This is a genomic window from Bacillus sp. FSL K6-0268 (genome assembly GCF_038005425.1).
Classification (GTDB): domain Bacteria; phylum Bacillota; class Bacilli; order Bacillales; family Bacillaceae_G; genus Bacillus_A; species Bacillus_A thuringiensis_S.
In genome coordinates, this window is the sequence record NZ_JBBOTF010000001.1 from 3026161 (window position 1) to 3042812 (window position 16652).

The following is a 16652-nucleotide window of genomic DNA, read 5'->3' on the forward strand; positions in this document are numbered from 1 at the left end:
TTCATTTATCCTTGTAATTCTTTTTTGATATTCTCTGTTAATGTAGCCATACGCTTGCGACTTTCTTCACGCTCACGTTTATTTTGTTCTTCAATTTGTTGTGTTTCTTGCATACCTCTTGAAATAATGTTCCAAGTTTCCTCAAGTGTTTCCATTTTAATACTAGAAGAACCTGATAATCTCGCTACTTCTACACTTTGCGTTGCGATATTTTGTGCATTTTTCTTAAGTAATTCATTTGTACGGCGATCAAGTTCAGCCATAGAATCTGCAACAAGCTTTTGACGTTTCGCATTTACTGCTTGAATGATACCATTTTTAAAGATAGGAATCGTCGTAATAAATGCTGTATTGATTTTACCAATTAATTTATTATTACCACGTTGAATCATGCGAATTTGTGGTGCTGTAAGTAGCGCAACCATACGAGCTTTTTCTAAATCATCAATACGTTGCTCTAAAATTTCAACCGAGTTTTTAAGCGACTCTAATTCAATACCTGCTAATTGATCATTATTACGCACGCGCTCTTCATACATCGGAACTAATTCTGTATTTAAACGCTCTAATAACATTTCTCCTGCTACTACATACTTCTCTAAGTCTAAATAATATTTTAAGTTTTGCTCATACAAGCCATCTAACGTACCAATTGATTTTTTCATCTCATCTTGGTACTTCGTAATTTCCACATAAACTTTATCAATTTCGCGGCCCATCGTTTGATATTTACTAAAGATTTGTTCTATCATTTTATCCGCTTTTTTGAACATGCGCGAGAAGAAACCACTTTTTTCTTCCGCAAAGTCTTTACTATCAAATCTGTCCATAATTTTACCAAGTTGCTTTAACAATTCACCAGAATCTTCTATCTTTGATAGAGACATTGTATGTAAAATTTGATCAGCGAAACGTGAAATTTCCATAGAAGGTTCTTTTCCAAGTTCAATTAATTCCAGTTGATCTTTAATATCTACTGCGTTATAAATACGTTGCACATCTGCATCTTGTCTAAGTTGCAAGCGAACATCTTGTGCGGTTTGCTCATTCAATTCAGTTTTCGAATCTAGTACGACTGGGTTATTCATATGGTATTCTCCCTTTCCTTATAAAAATGGACGAAATAGTCCTTTTATTGTTTGTGATAAATTTTTATAGGCTGATGAGCCATGAAACTCAAGATCGAAATTAACTTCTTCAAGCCAATGGGAATCGAATGCTCCTGCTTCAACATACGGTTCAATATCGTTTCTGCCCGTGGGATTGAAATGGAATACATCTACTCCAATTTGATTCAAAAATAGTAATAAAACAGCGTCAGAACGAGTTAATTCTCCACTCTTCTCATTATTAAATATAACAATTTTCGGTACATCTTGTGAATAATCAAATTTCTCAAGCTGTTCTAAAATATTAGGTGGTATTTGAGAAAGTTGTGCGAAAACATACAGTGCTACATCTTGTTTCGTTTCTTTCGCAATTGGTTTGCATATTTCACTTTCGCACGTATGGATAATCGCCTCTGCAATCCCATGTTGTAAACCTTCCGGTAAACGCTTATGCGGCCACCAATGGCTATTCATAATTAGATCAGGATGTAATTTCCCAGCTCGGTCCAATGCATCTCGATAATGATATTGGAAATTTGCTTTTTGCTCTTTCGTAAATGGGAATGTATTAATTAATAAACTGTTATCAAATGATGTAACAACCTTTAATCGTTGAAAATATTCTTTATCATTCTTTGAAACGCCTGATATTTTCGCAAATAAAGAAGGAATATAAATATGTTTATTTTCAACAAAGAATGTTGGACGTACAAATGCCTTTTCTTTCGTAATTAAAAAGAGTTCATCATATGTCGTTTTTAACGTACGTGCTACAGGTGTATACGAACGAAATTGCCACGGTTTATATAATAGTGAATTATCGTGGTGAAGTACTTGTTCAATTTCTTTCGAAGCTTGATACGCTACTGTTGCAACACGCTCACGTCGACGATCAGGGAATGGTTCAAGCGAAATGCGACCCGGATGAGATACAACAAAAGTTCTTCCCTCTTCATCAATATTTTCAAATCCATCTTTTCCTTCGGGGTGATAATAAAGCACATCACAACCGAGCATAATAAGAAAATATAAGAAATATATACGGCTTTCCTGTGCATCACCATACCAAACGATACGCGGCATTTGTTTCTTATAATTAATCGTAGAGAACCACTTCGCTACGTAATTTTCGCTTAGTTTAATTATGTCGATTAAGAAACGACGGAAACCTTCTGTCTTTAACGACTGATTATGTTGTTTCTCATATAATTTCAATACTGAAATGAACGTCGCATGTATGTAATGCTGTAAATCAGGATTGTCTACTTTCGGTAAAAGTTGTTTCCCAGATAAATGTGCAACTAGCCTATTTACTGTCAGACCATTTGGTGCTTCTTGATGTAATCCGAACACTTCTTGAATATGACGAAGCTTTTCCGAATCAATCACTTTGTTTAAATTTTGTTCGTGTAAAACTTCGATTCCTTTCGCTTCACTATAATCAAACAGTTCATTAAAATATTCATCTACATCATTAGGAACGCCAAGGATTCGACATGCTATATAACTAAATTTCATTTCATTCTCTGTCAGCTCATATTGTGGGCGTTTTTCTAAAAGTGTTTCAAATTGCTTTAAATCTGATTCATCTTTTAATGCATATGGTTGAAGTGTAAAACGTGAAAACACAACAGTTCACCTCCAAAAACATTTACGTTTTTTCTAAATCTTTCTTCTATTATAAACTATTTTTGGTTATAAAAAATGGGCGCTCGTAAAACGAGCAAACCCATTTCAATTATTTATTGTCTTCTTTAGTAGCTGCAACTTCTTCTTTAGCTTGTCCAGAATTCTTCATGTAGTGAATTATAAATGTTGCTCCAAATGCTACAACTAAAATAATGAAGAACAGTGTATGACTAATATGAATATCAATTAGAGACAATAGCATCTTCGATGCGATAATTAAGATTAAAATATATGCTGTCGTTTCAAGCTCTGGAATACGCTCTAACAATTTTAAGAATACACCAGCGATACCACGCATCATTAAAATACCTAGCATTCCGCCTAATAATAAAATCCAAACTTCATTAGATACACCAAATGCAGCAAGTACGCTATCTACAGAGAACGCGATATCCATTAATTCAACCATCGCAACTGTTCCCCAGAAGACACCGAACATTCTAAAGAAAATACTGTTTTGATTCATACCGTGAGCTTCGTCTTCTTCACTTGCACCTTTACGCTTATCAATAAAGTATTTTACTGATAACCAAGCAAGGTAAAGTGCACCAAGAAGTTTTACCCACCATAATTTAATTAAGAACATTCCAATTCCAATCGCAATAAAGCGGAACACATAAGCTCCAATAAGTCCATAGAATAATGCTTTTTTACGTTTTTCTTCCGGAAGGTGTTTTACCATTACTGCTAACACAAGTGCGTTATCGGCAGATAACAAACCTTCAAGTACAACAAGTGTACCTATTAATCCCCAAGATACTGGATCTTGCAACACTTTAATCCACATGTCCAAGTCGAAAAACTGAGCATACGTATCAAGGATTCCTTGCAAAATACTCATCTTACCTTTATCCCCTATTCTTTGCTAGATTTATAGAAAGGTCAAAAAAAGGAAACGAATATCGTTTCCTTTCTATGCATCCAAGCCATACGCTCTTACAAGCGCACCTAAACCACCTTGGAATCCACTTCCTACTGCATTAAACTTCCACTGTCCATTATGACGGTATAATTCACAAAAGACAACTGCTGTTTCAATGGAGAAATCTTCCCCTAAATCAAAACGAAGAACTTCTTCATTCGTCTCTTCATTTGCTAAACGAACAAACGCATTTCCTACTTGTCCAAAGTTTTGACTACGGCCTTCTGCATCATAAATCGTAACTGTAATAGCAATTCTGTGCACATCTGCTGGAACTTTCTTTAAGTCCACAACAAGTTGCTCATCGTCACCTTCACCTTCACCTGTACGGTTATCTCCTGTATGTAAAACAGATCCACAAGGAGACTGTAAATTATTATAGAAGATAAAATCAGTTTCCTTCGTACATTTTCCGTTTGCATCTAATAAAAAGGCAGATGCATCTAAATCGAAATCTGATCCACCGTCATAAGATTTAATATCCCATCCAAGACCAATTACTGCTTTTGTTAAACCAGGGCTTGTCTTACCCAAATCAATTTTCTGTCCTTTTTGTAATTGAATAACCATCTATATTCACCTCTATATTTTTATCTTTAAAAATATATCCATCGGTAAACATACATTTCACCGATGGATATATAAATTAAATCTATTACTCTACGTCTAAACCAAAGTTATTACATAGAGACGCTAATCCACCTTGGAATCCACTTCCGATTGCATTGAATTTCCAGTCACCTGCATGACGGTATAATTCACCTACTACTACGGCTGTTTCAATAGAGAAATCTTCTCCTAAATCGTAACGAATTAATTCTGCATTCTTTTCTTCATCTAAAATACGTACGAAAGAGTTAGAAACTTGTCCGAAGTTTTGGCTACGACCTTCTCCATCATAGATTGTAATTGTGAAACAAATACGTTCGATATGTGCAGGTACATTTTTCAAATCTACTTTGATCGATTCGTCATCGCCTTCACCTTCGCCAGTTCGGTTATCTCCTAAATGCTCGACAGCACCATTCGCACCTTTTGGGTTATTATAGAAGACGAAATCCTCTGCACCTGAAACTTTACCGTTAGCGCCTACTAAGAAAATACTAACATCTAAATCGAAATCGTTTTGTCCGTCATAACGATTCGTATCCCAACCTAGTCCTACAAGAACTTTTGAAAGACCCGGATTCGTTTTTGTTAAGTCTACCTTTTGTCCTTTTTTCAATGAAATTGATGCCATATTCAATTCCTCCTCGGTTTATTTTATTGATAACGTGATACAATCTCACTTAAGTTTTTATCTTGTGTGCCTTCTCCAACAGCTGAAAACTTCCATTCACTTCCGTGACGATACATTTCACCTGCAATTAGAGTCGTTTTGCCAGCATAATTATCCGATAAATTATAGCGTGCTAATTCTTCACCAGTTTGCGGGTTTTGAATACGAATATATGCATTACGAATCATCCCGAAATCTTGACGACGATTTACACAGTCATAAATATTTACAACGAATACTAAACGATTAATACGGCTCGGAACTTTATGTAATTCTACGAAAATTGTTTCGTCATCACCAGCGCCTTCACCTGTTAAATTATCTCCTGAATGAATAATACTACCACAAGTAGAAAGTTTATTTCCGAAGTAAACTAAATCATTTTTGTTTAAAAAACGATCTCCTTCTAACATAACAACAGATGCATCACAATCTACATTTGGTTTACTTCCAAATAATGAAGACAGAAATCCACCTGATTGCCCAATTGGATCCCAGCCTAAGCCAACCTGTAGTTTTGCTACTTTTGGTTGTCCTTTCGTTAAATCGATCTTTTGACCTTTTTCTAAAATAATAGGCATGAAGTTTCTCCCTTTCTACAAAGCATTTTCCAAATCGGAAAATATTGTATTCTTCTCTTATATTGTAGCATTATTTACCTAGCGATAAAAAGGATAAATTCTCAGTTATATGAAAACATTCATATAATTTACTTATGATGATGTAAGAAGTGGTAAATAGCACCAATCATTCCTGCACAATTACCGTTTTGTGCAAGTTCAATCTCACAATTATTATAAATCTCTTGATTTAAGTATTTACTGACCTCTTCTTTTACTTCTTTTAAAAACTCATTTCCTCTATCGGTAATTCCTCCACCAATAATAATCTTTTCTGGATTGAAAATATAAGCAAGATTACTAATTCCGATTGCCAAATGTTTAAAGAAGATCCTAACTGCTTGAGCAACTTCCCGATCTCCTTTATCATACAACTCGAAAATTAATCTCCCATTCCACTCACCTTTGCCTTTATATTTTCTGACAAGACGAATTAATCCTGAAATCGAGGCAACCTCTTCAAACGGTTTTCCTTCTATTAACATATTCCCCCATTCACCAGCACTAAATGAATGCCCTCGGTACAATTCTCCGTCTATAAAAATCGCTCCCCCAATCCCTGTTCCAAGGGTGAGCATAATAAAGTTCTCTTTCTCTCTTCCACTACCATTCCATTTTTCTCCAAACGCTGCACAATTCACATCATTGTCAATCGATACTGGAACTTTTAATATCTCTTGCAATCTATCAATAATAGGAATAGTACGATATCCCGGAATATGATCCGCACCTCCCGTCACAATTCCTTTATTAATATCAACAATCCCCGTGGTGCTAATACCAATTCCTGCAATAGTATGTTCATTCATTATTTTTTTTGATACATATATAAGTTTTTGAATAGTTTGTTCTCCGCCTAAATGAATTTCTGTTGCAACTGTTTTACGCTTTAATACTCTCCCTATTTCTGAAACAATGCCATACTTAATTTCCGTACCGCCAATATCAAACGCTATATACTCTTTCATCTACTGCCACTTCCTCTACCGTTCTGAATGTAAATTCTCCGCCTCTACTATTTGTAGGAAATCTACATTAACTCTTTTCTGCTTTGAGAAATACACCACCTTTTTCTATATATAGTTTTTTTTGCATAAAACTCTTTTTCCTAAGAAATATTACAAAGGGATGTATTTTAGATGGAATATTAATTTCTTAGGAGGAAAACCATGACGAAAATCTTCATTTTAGCATCAACACTCTCTTTATCTTTTTTTAGCGGTTTAAATATTGGTAATGCTGCAACTGAAAACTTCCGCCCATTAACAAACGCTATTGTACAAAATAGTGATCATTTTGCAGAAGGAAACTCAAAGGATAATAATAAACCTCCAGGAAATAACGGTTCTCAGAACGATAGTGGTTCTGGTGACAACGGTTCTGGCGGCAATGGTTCTGGCGGCAGTGGCTCTGGCGACAATGGTTCCGGCGGTAACGGCTCTGGCGGCAATGGTTCCGGCGGTAACGGTTCTGGTGGCAGTGGCTCTGGTGGCAATGGTTCCGGCGGTAACGGCTCTGGCGGCAATGGTTCCGGCGGTAACGGTTCTGGTGGCAGTGGCTCTGGTGGCAATGGTTCCGGCGGTAACGGCTCTGGTGGTAACGGTTCTGGCGGCAATGGTTCCGGCGGTAACGGTTCTGGTGGCAGTAGCTCTGGTGACAACGGTTCTGGTGGCAGTAGCTCTGGTGACAACGGTTCTGGCGGCAACGGTTCTGGTGGCAGTAGCTCTGGTGACAACGGTTCTGGCGGCAACGGCTCTGGTGGCAACGGCTCTGGTGGCAATGGTTCTGGTGGCAATGGCTCTGGTGGCAATGGCTCTGGTGGCAATGGCTCTGGTGGCAATGGTTCTGGTGGCAATGGCTCTGGTGGCAATGGTTCTGGTGGCAATGGCTCTGGTGGCAATGGCTCTGGTGGCAATGGCTCTGGTGGCAATGGCTCTGGTGGCAATGGCTCTGGTGGCAATGGCTCTGGTGGCAATGGCTCTGGTGGCAATGGCTCTAAAGGCGGTAATCGTGTTAAAGGCGATAGCAGTTCTCAAGGTGGTAATGGCTCTCAGGGCGGTAACCGTGTTAAAGGCGATAGCAGTGGAAACGGCTCTCAAGGTGGCAATGTAAAAGATAATGCGAAAAAACAAGGCGATAAGTTACCGAATACGGCAACACATTATCCTGCATCTATTTTAATGGGGCTTTCAACATTCCTAATTGGTATGTTACTATTTATTCGCCGTAAAAACGCAAAATAAAACACATCCTTCCATCTAAAAAATACATGAAATAAATTGTAAAAACTAAAAGGACTTTAGGTTGCATTTTATTATGCAGCCTAAAGTCCTTTTTATCACCTATCAGAAGGATTATTAATACGCTTTTCCCCAATACACCATTTGTTTAGCTTCTTTACCACAACAAATACATTCGTCAGCTAAATGCTCTTGCTCAAAAGGCATACAACGTGAAGATACTCCAACTTCTTCTTTTAGTTTCTCTTCACAAGCTAATTCTCCGCACCACATTGCCTTAATAAATCCTTGCTTTTCATCAGCTACTTGTTTCATCTCTTCAAAATTCGTCGCACTATACGTATTCTCATCGCGAAATACTTTTGCCTTATTAAATAAAGAGTCATGAATTTCCTCAAGTAGTGCTGGAATACGTTCTTCTAATTGATCCATTGATATAAATTCTTTTTCTTTCGTATCTCTTCTTACAAGTACAACTTGATTCTTTTCAATATCTTTAGGCCCAACTTCTAATCGAATTGGAATGCCCTTCATTTCATACTCATTAAATTTCCAGCCCGGTGTTTTATTACTAGCATCTATTTTCACGCGTGCAACTTTTTGAATATGTCCTTGTAACTCTGTTGCTTTCGCTAAAACTCCTTCTTTATGCTGAGCAATTGGTACGATAACAACTTGCACTGGAGCAACTTTTGGTGGCATTACAAGTCCATTATTATCGCTATGAACCATAATTAGCCCACCTATCATTCTTGTTGATACACCCCAAGATGTTTGGTGTACATATTGCCACTTACCGTTACGATCTAAAAATTTAATATCAAATGCTTCAGAGAAATTCGTTCCAAAGTTATGGGATGTTCCTGTTTGAAGTGCTTTCCCATCATGCATTAAGCTTTCAATTGTATAAGTTGCCTTTGCTCCAGCAAACTTCTCTTTTTCTGTTTTTTGTCCTTTAATAACTGGTATCGCTAAATAATCCTCACAGAAAGAAGCATATAAGTTTAAAATATTTAATGTTTCAGCCTGCGATTCTTCTGCTGTTTCATGGATTGTATGACCCTCTTGCCATAAAAATTCTGTCGTACGAAGGAATGGCCTAGTTGTCTTCTCCCAACGAACTACTGAACACCACTGGTTGTATAATTTTGGCAAATCATTATAGGATTGCACAATTTTTGAAAAATGCTCACAGAATAAAGTTTCAGATGTAGGACGTACACAAAGTCTTTCCGCTAACTTTTCATCTCCGCCATGCGTAACCCATGCTACTTCAGGAGCAAACCCTTCAACATGATCCTTCTCTTTTTGCAATAAACTCTCTGGGATAAACATTGGCATATATACATTTTCATGGCCAGTTTCTTTTAGCTTCTCATCCATCACCTTCTGCATATTCTCCCATAAGGCATAACCATATGGACGTAAAATCATGCACCCTTTTACACTTGAATAATCAACCAGTTCGGCTTTTTTTACAATATCGGTATACCACTGCGCAAAGTCCTCTTCCATCTTCGTAATGGCTTGCACTTGTTCTTTTGCCATAGTCAGTCTTCCTCCTTCTTCCAGAAAATACAAAAAAGCCCGCGTCCCTAAATAGGGACCGAGCTTTGCCGGCGTTACCACCCTGATTCATACACAAAAATTGTATATGCTCTCTTCTTGATAACGGGAAATTCCCGCTGCATATGCAGAACTCAAAGGCAGGTTCCATATTGCCTTTTTAAGAATCTTTCAGCCTGGCGGATTCTCTCTCTGCTAAAAAGGTTGAACATGTACTAGTCCTTTTTCATCGTTATAATGAAATAAATTTGTTGATTATCATAATACAAATTCTTTTTTAAAACAATAGCTAATTTTCTTATTATTATATATTCTTTTCGTTTTTTACAGTTTTATACGTAGCTTTTTCGAGAGATTTTTACAAGTTGATGTGCAATCATACCAATAAGTGTACCTAGTAGAACGAAGAAACCAATAAATCCATATCCCATTCCTTCCCACCCACCAATAACCATCATGGTAACAGGAAATGATGCTAAGCAAAGAAGTATTACAATCAGTGCAAATATAATATCAAACTGTTTGTCTGGAAAACGTTTCTTTAGTAAATATGAAATAGCAAATACAAGGAGAATTGTGATGCCACCAATGATGTAAAATATACCGAATCCATCTAACCAGTCCATACTATTCCCTCCGTCCGTAGATTCCCTTATACTTATTATATGTTTAATTTTTCTGAAAATAAACAATAAATTTTATTCGAAAACATATTTTTATTACTAGGTATTAATAGTAATATATAAGAATAGGTTTTATATAATTAGGAGGATTACTTTATCGATAAAGCATTAACGAATCGTGTCATTATTTTATCATTCGACTGTTTATCAGCTTTAGATTTTCCTATACTACAAAAACTACCTCATTTCCAATCTCTAATAAAAAAGGGCACGGTTGTCGAAAAAGTAGAACCAATTTATCCTTCTGTAACATATCCAAGCCACTCAACAATCGTAACCGGTAATTATCCTAACAAGCACGGTGTTGTTAGTAATACGTTACTTCAACCAGGACGTGAATCACCTGATTGGCATTGGTACCGAAAATCGATAAAAGGAACAACATTGTATGATGAAGCGCGTAAAGCAAATTTAACGACAGCTGCCCTTCTATGGCCTGTTACTGGGAGAGCAAACATTGATTACAATTTACCAGAAATTTTCCCCAATAGACCGTGGCAAAATCAAGTGTTAGTTTCCTTATTTAGCGGTAGCCCACTATACCAATTAGATTTAAATCGTCGTTTCGGCCATATAAGAAATGGTTTATCACAACCAGAGCTGGATGATTTCGTCCTCGCCTCTGCTGTACACACCATTCAGACGAAAAAGCCTAATGTTATGTTCGTACATTTCACTGATTTAGACACGCAAAGACATTATCATGGCTTTGAATCTAACGAAACAATAGCTGCAATTCATAGACATGATGAGCGGCTAGGGAAAATTATTCAAACTTTAAAAGACAGTGATCTATACGAAGAAAGTACAATTATTGCCCTTGGTGATCATAGCGCTTTAAGTGAAAACAAATCCATCCAATTAAATGTGCTATTCCATCAAAGAGGACTTATATCTCTTAATAAAAAAGGCAAATTAGTAGACTGGAAAGCCTATTGCCAAAGTTGTGATGGCTCTGCCTATGTATATGTGAAAGACAAAAATGATACGGATACAATTCGAGAAGTACAACTACTCCTTGAAGAACTGCTGCAAAATAAACAGAATGGAATTGAATTTATACTTCATGATGAAGCTGCGAAAGACTGCGGTGCAGATGGTAATTGTTTATTTATGTTAGAAGCGCAAGAGGGGTATTATTTCACTGAAAACTATACAGGAGATTTTATAAAAGAAATTACTGAAAAAGATGTTACGCCTAGTAAAAAATATACATTTGGTACGCATGGATACTCTCCAACAAAACCTAACTATGAAACAATTTTTATCGCTGCTGGAAAAGGAATAAAAACCGGCGTTACCGTCCCGTATATGAGACTTATTGATGAAGGTCCAACTATCGCTAGACTACTCGGTTTACACTTAGGCGAAACAGACGGAGCAATTGTAGAGGATTTACTCCAATTGTAAAGAACTGTGTATATATGTAAAAGTTATGTAAAATTCATCACTGTTTCTCTTTTTATAATTTTTATTTTTGTACACTGTTAGTAAAACAAATTTAAGGGGGAACATTATATGAAAAAAATGTCCAGACAAGAAAAAAGCTGGATATTATACGATTGGGCGAACTCGGTATATTCGCTCGTCATTACAACTGCATTATTTCCAATTTACTTTAAAGCAGCTGCAAAAGAAGCTGGACTATCCGGGGCAACTTCAACAGCATATTGGGGATATGCAAACTCGTTCGCTACACTTTTAATTTCTATACTTGCTCCTATTCTCGGCACAGTTGCTGATTATAAAGGATTTAAAAAACGATTTTTCACATTCTTCTTTGGACTCGGTATCGTATTTACAAGTATGTTAGCAGTCGTTCCAACATCTCAGTGGTACTTATTATTAGGATGCTATATGCTCGCCTTAGTCGGTTTTGCTGGAGCAAACATTTTTTATGATGCATTTTTAGTAGATGTCACTTCTGAAGATAGAATGGATCGAATTTCTACGCGAGGTTTCGCATTAGGCTATATTGGGAGTACTATTCCTTTCATCGGTTGTATCGCTCTTATTATTCTTTCTCAAAAAGGAACTATCCCTTTATCTGTTGGTATTGCTAGTCAAATTTCATTTGCGATAACAGCTCTTTGGTGGGGGTTATTTACGATTCCAATGCTAAAAAACGTAGAGCAAAAGCACTATATTGAACGTCACCCTAGACCAATTACAATGAGCTTCAAACGCCTTGCTGCTACTTTTAAAAATATTAAAGAATATAAAACTGTATTCATGTTCCTAATCGCTTACTTTTTCTATATTGATGGGGTCGATACAATTATTACCATGTCCACCGCTTACGGAACAGATCTCGGTATCAGTGCAACGAATCTATTAATCATATTATTTGTAACACAAATTGTCGCTTGTCCATTTGCTTTATTATATGGAAAATTATCAGCAACATTTACAGGTAAAAAAATGCTATATGTCGGTATCATTATTTATATCATCATTTGCATATATGCTTATTTCTTAAAAACGACACTTGATTTTTGGATTTTAGCAATGTTAGTTGCTACATCTCAAGGTGGTATTCAAGCACTAAGTCGTTCATACTTTGCAAAACTAGTACCAAAAGAATCTGCTAATGAATTCTTCGGATTTTATAATATCTTTGGTAAGTTCGCCGCAATTATGGGCCCGGTATTAGTCGGTGTTACAACGCAATTAACAGGAAAAACAAACGCTGGTGTTCTTAGTATTATTGTTCTGTTTATTATCGGTGGATTCTTATTAACTAGAGTTCCAGAAAATAATACATCCGTTACACCAACTAGTCCAAAGACTAAAACACTATAAGAAAAGATCCTCTTCTCATGAGAAGAGGATCTTTTTTATTTTTAACGGTGCGCCTTATAATAAACGACTCTACTGCTTGTACAAAAATAATTTATCAACAGTTGTTCCTAATACTTCAGCTAAACGGAATGCTAACGCTAAGCTTGGATCATATTTATTATTCTCAATTGCATTTATCGTCTGTCTAGAAACCTTGCATTTATCAGCTAATGCGCCTTGTGAAATATTATTTTCAGTGCGTAATTCATAGATTTGATTTTTCACACCATTGCTCCTAACCTGTAAAATCGTTTTTACAACATCAGTATATAATTGGCTCATATAGTTGTCAAAAGTTCCTCAAAGAAAAAGGGAGCAATTTTGCTCCCTTAAAATAGTTATTTCGAAGCTAACGAATTTGTTAGTTTCTCTTTATTAACGACATCTTCTTTCTTTATTTGCATACGTAGAACTGGCCCTATCGCTAATAAAACAAGTGCCATTGCTATACAAAACACAATAACTAGTGAAGTTAGTTCCTTTAATCCTCCAGCTAGTGAAGTTCCAATTAGCATTGCCCCCATAAACAGTGGTAAAATCGTCCCGTTTACTCTTCCAACCATATTTTCTGGTACAAGTTGAATCATAAGCGTACCGACAACGATATTAACACAAGCTAAACAAATACCTGTTCCAAATCTCATGAAACTAGTAATCCAAAATGATGTAGATAGCCCTTCTACTAAAAATGACATCGCTAATATGCTCATACCGAATACGAACATCTTTTTCGGATTCACTTTTGAAGCGAAAACTGCAGCAACAATACCACCGATTAACATACCTATTCCATCAGCTGCTGCTAAATATTGAACAGCTTCTTTTTCCATGCCTAAACGTTCAATTACAAGGAATACTTCTAATGGATTCGTTAATCCAACAGCTAAACCCATAATAGTAAAAGTGATCGTAATCATACGTAAATTTTTCGTGTGAAGAACGTATTTCCATCCTTCTTTTATATCATTTTTTAATGAATCTCTTGCCACTTTCTCTTTTTCAACCCATTTTGGTAAAAATGAAAGGGCGATAGCAGATAACAAAAATAAAATGATTAAGCTATATAGTGACGTAAATAAACCAAGTTGTGTATACACAAGCGATCCTACCACTGGCCCAAAAATTAGAAATAATGACTGTAATGTTTGGTTAAATGCAATCGCATTTGCTACCTCTTCTTCTTTTACATAGCGCTTAAATATACGCGAAGATGAGGGCTGAGAAAACTGACCTACAATCGCGGAAATGAGTGTTGCAAAAAATATAGCCTGCCAATAATCCAGCTTTAACAACAGGACAATTCCTATAATAGACAGTACACTCAACACATCTCCAGCGACCATTGTTCTTTTCGGATTCCAGCGATCTGCTAATGCACCACCAATGAACGAGAAAATAAAGATAGGTGCATACTCCATGACAGATAATAGAGACACTGAAACTGGATCATTATTTGTCCGCTCCATTATGAAATATAAAAGAGCCATATTTCTGATCCAAATTGCAAATTGTTGTAAAATATCAGATGCCATAACGAGCATAAATGCTCGGTTTTTAAATAAAGCTTTCACTTTCATTCCCCTTCCATAAACCGACCGTTCGGTCTAATTTGTTTTGTAAGAAAAGCAACTGACTTATTATTCAGCTGCCATTCCTTTTAACAATACATCTATTGCCTTTTTATAAATACGTTTCAGCTCTTTATAATCTAACTCGTAGTAAAGTACTCCAAGCCCTGATAATAATCCGTTCACAATATACATAAGATCACGAGTATTATCTTCACGGAACTCTCCAGACTGTATACCTGCTTCAATTAATTTTTCAAACATAACATATGATTCTCTAGTTAAAGCTAACAGTTCATCCAGAATCTCTTTACTTACAACTTGGCTCATAGAGAATTCCTCTATTGCATTTGAAATTGGTTGCTGTATGTCCTCTACATGATATTCCGCGAGACCATATAGTTTTTCAGTACTAGTACTATACAACTTCTCTTTTTCATTCCATTTTTCAACCCAATCATACGTATGCTGTTTCACTACAAATAAAAATAATTCTTCTTTACTTTTAAAGTGATAATAAATACTTCCTTTACTTCGCTCTGTAATTTCACAAATCTCTTCCATAGATGTAGCTGCGTAGCCCTTCTGTGAAAATAGACTTTCTGCTTTATATGCAATTTCTTTCTTTATCTCTTCTGCGCTTCTTCTCATATTCACACCTCTTTAAACCGACCGTTCAGTCTAATAATAACAAATCAAAAACCTCTATCGCAAGAGGCTATATTCCTTATTTAAGAAAATGTACTTTCAAACCAAGTTCGAATCATATGTATTGTTCCAAATTTAAATGTTAATTTAACAAGAAATACGCCTCCCGCAGCTAATAAAAATAACACTACTTTCCCCTTATTTTTCACTCTCGGTTCCCTTTTCATTTCCATTCCCCTTAGTATGTTAAAAATATTAATCAAACGTTTGTTTAACTGTGTTTATGCATATGTAAGCCAACTAATCAAACGTTTGTTTAAAAAGAAATACGCCTATATAAGGCGCATTTTCATCAATCACCACCACCGCAGCTTCCCCCGCTATCTCCCCCAAAAGACCCTCCACAATCATGTGAACCGCCATCATGCGAGCTATCATTATCAGATCCAGCAAAGAAAAATAATGGTGATGAGCTGTTAGATGAATTATGGATGTTATTTTGTTTTGTAAGATTTACCTTCTTTTTGTTCGATCGAACTGCTGTTACGATTATTCCAACTACAACAAATAATAGTATGACGATAATAAATTCCATATAAAAGCCTCCCTTATTCCTCGAATAATTGAATGGTTCTCTCTAGATTTTCAAGTGAAATGAAGCGCGATTCTCGAAGGATCTCTTTTCCATTATAAAATAATAAAATTGTCGGTCCTGTAAATACGGCATATCGCCCCGCAATCTCTTGCATGTCTTGTAGTAATATCTCTATTTTCTCTACGTAATCATAATTCTCTAATACGCAATTTACTTTTCTTAGCATAACATCACAAACACCACAATTTTCCGTTTTAATAAACAGAAGTACCAATTGTTGTTCTTCGATATAGGTCGCTATTTCTTCTATCGTTTTAAATGTAGTCATCTTATCCCTCTTAGCGTAATTTACGAAATACTTTGTCTTGATACATACGAAAAGCTGAACTATCTTTAATCTTTCTCTTTTCCATTACCTGCTGAAAACGTAACGTTTTTATTGTTAACTCTTCTCGTAATTTCTTTCTCTCTTCTTCATCATAACAGCAGGCAATTAGATCCTCTATTTTTAATATATCTTTTTGTAGTTCCATCTCTGGTGGAATCATTCCCGCATTTTTTAAAATTTTATAACTCATTCTAAGTTCTGGAGGTACCATTGAAAAATCTTCTAATTGTAGTGGTTTTCCTTTTCCCGGAAGATAATCAAGATCACCATTCCGTATTGCTTGGCGAATTTTTTCTTCAGCAATGTTCAAAAACACATCCACACTATTCCCTCCTTTACATATTTTTACTATTATTTTACATGATATTTCCTTATCTTTCTACGTCTTTAATAATTGGCTCCATACAATTTTTTCTCAAATTTATTTATAATGAGCTATTTCCTCCCATACCGACCTTTCGTTTTCATATATAGTTTGTATTCAAGCCTTTTTGTATTGAGAAA

The 16652-nt window shown here is 35.9% G+C and carries 19 protein-coding genes and 1 other annotated feature; of the genes, 3 read left to right on the plus strand and 16 right to left on the minus strand.

From position 1 onward, the window contains the following. Nucleotides 1–5 precede the first annotated feature (5 nt). The 7 genes from MHI28_RS15590 to MHI28_RS15620 all read right to left on the minus strand — a co-directional run bounded on the left by MHI28_RS15590 (nucleotide 6) and on the right by MHI28_RS15620 (nucleotide 6587). The gene (locus MHI28_RS15590; protein ID WP_001064413.1) at nucleotides 6–1088 is read right to left on the minus strand and encodes a toxic anion resistance protein; all 1083 of its coding nucleotides are present in this window, start codon (nucleotides 1086–1088) and stop codon (nucleotides 6–8) included. 18 nt (nucleotides 1089–1106) lie between these two features. Continuing rightward, the gene (locus MHI28_RS15595) at nucleotides 1107–2738 is read right to left on the minus strand and encodes a YceG family protein (RefSeq protein WP_000492853.1); all 1632 of its coding nucleotides are present in this window, start codon (nucleotides 2736–2738) and stop codon (nucleotides 1107–1109) included. 109 nt (nucleotides 2739–2847) lie between these two features. After that, the gene (locus MHI28_RS15600; protein ID WP_000025702.1) at nucleotides 2848–3639 is read right to left on the minus strand and encodes a TerC family protein; all 792 of its coding nucleotides are present in this window, start codon (nucleotides 3637–3639) and stop codon (nucleotides 2848–2850) included. Nucleotides 3640–3711: 72 nt separating this feature from the next. After that, nucleotides 3712–4290 (minus strand): TerD family protein, encoded by a 579-nt coding sequence (locus MHI28_RS15605; protein ID WP_000236653.1) that lies wholly within the window; start codon nucleotides 4288–4290, stop codon nucleotides 3712–3714. A gap of 85 nt (nucleotides 4291–4375) precedes the next feature. After that, nucleotides 4376–4960 (minus strand): TerD family protein, encoded by a 585-nt coding sequence (locus MHI28_RS15610; protein WP_000146729.1) that lies wholly within the window; start codon nucleotides 4958–4960, stop codon nucleotides 4376–4378. A 23-nt stretch (nucleotides 4961–4983) separates the two neighbouring features. After that, entirely contained in the window at nucleotides 4984–5580 is a 597-nt protein-coding gene (locus MHI28_RS15615) for a TerD family protein (RefSeq protein ID WP_001121586.1), read from the minus strand. 128 nt (nucleotides 5581–5708) lie between these two features. After that, nucleotides 5709–6587 carry an ROK family protein gene (locus MHI28_RS15620; protein WP_000666101.1) on the minus strand — a complete coding sequence of 293 codons (879 nt, stop codon included), beginning with the start codon at nucleotides 6585–6587 and terminating at the stop codon, nucleotides 5709–5711. Between the two features lie 201 nt (nucleotides 6588–6788). Between MHI28_RS15620 and MHI28_RS15625 the strand changes: the two genes are divergently transcribed. Further along, entirely contained in the window at nucleotides 6789–7862 is a 1074-nt protein-coding gene (locus tag MHI28_RS15625) for a cell wall anchor protein (protein ID WP_340828071.1), read from the plus strand. Nucleotides 7863–7976: 114 nt separating this feature from the next. On the opposite strand, the gene proS is transcribed toward MHI28_RS15625, so the two are convergent. Further along, nucleotides 7977–9407: a proline--tRNA ligase gene (gene proS, locus MHI28_RS15630; protein WP_001040982.1), complete on the minus strand. Its 1431-nt coding sequence runs from the start codon at nucleotides 9405–9407 to the stop codon at nucleotides 7977–7979. A gap of 50 nt (nucleotides 9408–9457) precedes the next feature. Then, nucleotides 9458–9664: a binding site (T-box leader), on the minus strand. 93 nt (nucleotides 9665–9757) lie between these two features. Further along, the gene (locus tag MHI28_RS15635; protein ID WP_000383860.1) at nucleotides 9758–10051 is read right to left on the minus strand and encodes a YesK-like family protein; all 294 of its coding nucleotides are present in this window, start codon (nucleotides 10049–10051) and stop codon (nucleotides 9758–9760) included. Between the two features lie 153 nt (nucleotides 10052–10204). On the opposite strand from MHI28_RS15635, the gene MHI28_RS15640 reads away from it, so the two are divergent. Both MHI28_RS15640 and MHI28_RS15645 read left to right on the plus strand, forming a co-directional pair. Further along, entirely contained in the window at nucleotides 10205–11518 is a 1314-nt protein-coding gene (locus MHI28_RS15640; protein ID WP_000356443.1) for an alkaline phosphatase family protein, read from the plus strand. A gap of 108 nt (nucleotides 11519–11626) precedes the next feature. After that, nucleotides 11627–12910: an MFS transporter gene (locus MHI28_RS15645; protein ID WP_000738826.1), complete on the plus strand. Its 1284-nt coding sequence runs from the start codon at nucleotides 11627–11629 to the stop codon at nucleotides 12908–12910. A gap of 69 nt (nucleotides 12911–12979) precedes the next feature. On the opposite strand, the gene MHI28_RS15650 is transcribed toward MHI28_RS15645, so the two are convergent. The 7 genes from MHI28_RS15650 to MHI28_RS15680 form a co-directional block, all read right to left on the minus strand. Then, nucleotides 12980–13231 (minus strand): helix-turn-helix transcriptional regulator, encoded by a 252-nt coding sequence (locus tag MHI28_RS15650; protein ID WP_002023181.1) that lies wholly within the window; start codon nucleotides 13229–13231, stop codon nucleotides 12980–12982. Between the two features lie 56 nt (nucleotides 13232–13287). Beyond that, the gene (locus tag MHI28_RS15655) at nucleotides 13288–14520 is read right to left on the minus strand and encodes an MFS transporter (protein WP_000645357.1); all 1233 of its coding nucleotides are present in this window, start codon (nucleotides 14518–14520) and stop codon (nucleotides 13288–13290) included. 66 nt (nucleotides 14521–14586) lie between these two features. Then, nucleotides 14587–15168 carry a TetR/AcrR family transcriptional regulator gene (locus MHI28_RS15660; RefSeq protein ID WP_001254448.1) on the minus strand — a complete coding sequence of 194 codons (582 nt, stop codon included), beginning with the start codon at nucleotides 15166–15168 and terminating at the stop codon, nucleotides 14587–14589. Nucleotides 15169–15248: 80 nt separating this feature from the next. Further along, on the minus strand, nucleotides 15249–15392 hold the full coding sequence (locus tag MHI28_RS15665) for a hypothetical protein (protein ID WP_000817987.1): 144 nt from the start codon (nucleotides 15390–15392) through the stop codon (nucleotides 15249–15251). A gap of 125 nt (nucleotides 15393–15517) precedes the next feature. Beyond that, nucleotides 15518–15760, minus strand: coding sequence for a hypothetical protein (locus MHI28_RS15670; RefSeq protein ID WP_000394363.1), 243 nt, complete (start codon nucleotides 15758–15760; stop codon nucleotides 15518–15520). A gap of 13 nt (nucleotides 15761–15773) precedes the next feature. Beyond that, nucleotides 15774–16088: a thioredoxin family protein gene (locus tag MHI28_RS15675; RefSeq protein ID WP_000206513.1), complete on the minus strand. Its 315-nt coding sequence runs from the start codon at nucleotides 16086–16088 to the stop codon at nucleotides 15774–15776. A 10-nt stretch (nucleotides 16089–16098) separates the two neighbouring features. Next, nucleotides 16099–16470, minus strand: coding sequence for a DnaJ family domain-containing protein (locus tag MHI28_RS15680; protein WP_000382370.1), 372 nt, complete (start codon nucleotides 16468–16470; stop codon nucleotides 16099–16101). Nucleotides 16471–16652: the final 182 nt, after the last annotated feature.

Excerpts from the sequence above, each read along its gene's own strand:
- MHI28_RS15590 (WP_001064413.1), bottom strand. The coding sequence starts at position 1,088 with ATGAATAACCCAGTCGTACTAGATTCGAAAACTGAATTGAATGAGCAA.
- MHI28_RS15600 (WP_000025702.1), bottom strand. The coding sequence starts at position 3,639 with ATGAGTATTTTGCAAGGAATCCTTGATACGTATGCTCAGTTTTTCGAC.
- MHI28_RS15605 (WP_000236653.1), bottom strand. The coding sequence starts at position 4,290 with ATGGTTATTCAATTACAAAAAGGACAGAAAATTGATTTGGGTAAGACA.
- MHI28_RS15610 (WP_000146729.1), bottom strand. The coding sequence starts at position 4,960 with ATGGCATCAATTTCATTGAAAAAAGGACAAAAGGTAGACTTAACAAAA.
- MHI28_RS15615 (WP_001121586.1), bottom strand. The coding sequence starts at position 5,580 with ATGCCTATTATTTTAGAAAAAGGTCAAAAGATCGATTTAACGAAAGGA.
- MHI28_RS15620 (WP_000666101.1), bottom strand. The coding sequence starts at position 6,587 with ATGAAAGAGTATATAGCGTTTGATATTGGCGGTACGGAAATTAAGTAT.
- MHI28_RS15625 (WP_340828071.1), top strand. The coding sequence starts at position 6,789 with ATGACGAAAATCTTCATTTTAGCATCAACACTCTCTTTATCTTTTTTT.
- proS (WP_001040982.1), bottom strand. The coding sequence starts at position 9,407 with ATGGCAAAAGAACAAGTGCAAGCCATTACGAAGATGGAAGAGGACTTT.
- MHI28_RS15635 (WP_000383860.1), bottom strand. The coding sequence starts at position 10,051 with ATGGACTGGTTAGATGGATTCGGTATATTTTACATCATTGGTGGCATC.
- MHI28_RS15645 (WP_000738826.1), top strand. The coding sequence starts at position 11,627 with ATGAAAAAAATGTCCAGACAAGAAAAAAGCTGGATATTATACGATTGG.
- MHI28_RS15650 (WP_002023181.1), bottom strand. The coding sequence starts at position 13,231 with ATGAGCCAATTATATACTGATGTTGTAAAAACGATTTTACAGGTTAGG.
- MHI28_RS15660 (WP_001254448.1), bottom strand. The coding sequence starts at position 15,168 with ATGAGAAGAAGCGCAGAAGAGATAAAGAAAGAAATTGCATATAAAGCA.
- MHI28_RS15665 (WP_000817987.1), bottom strand. The coding sequence starts at position 15,392 with ATGAAAAGGGAACCGAGAGTGAAAAATAAGGGGAAAGTAGTGTTATTT.
- MHI28_RS15670 (WP_000394363.1), bottom strand. The coding sequence starts at position 15,760 with ATGGAATTTATTATCGTCATACTATTATTTGTTGTAGTTGGAATAATC.
- MHI28_RS15675 (WP_000206513.1), bottom strand. The coding sequence starts at position 16,088 with ATGACTACATTTAAAACGATAGAAGAAATAGCGACCTATATCGAAGAA.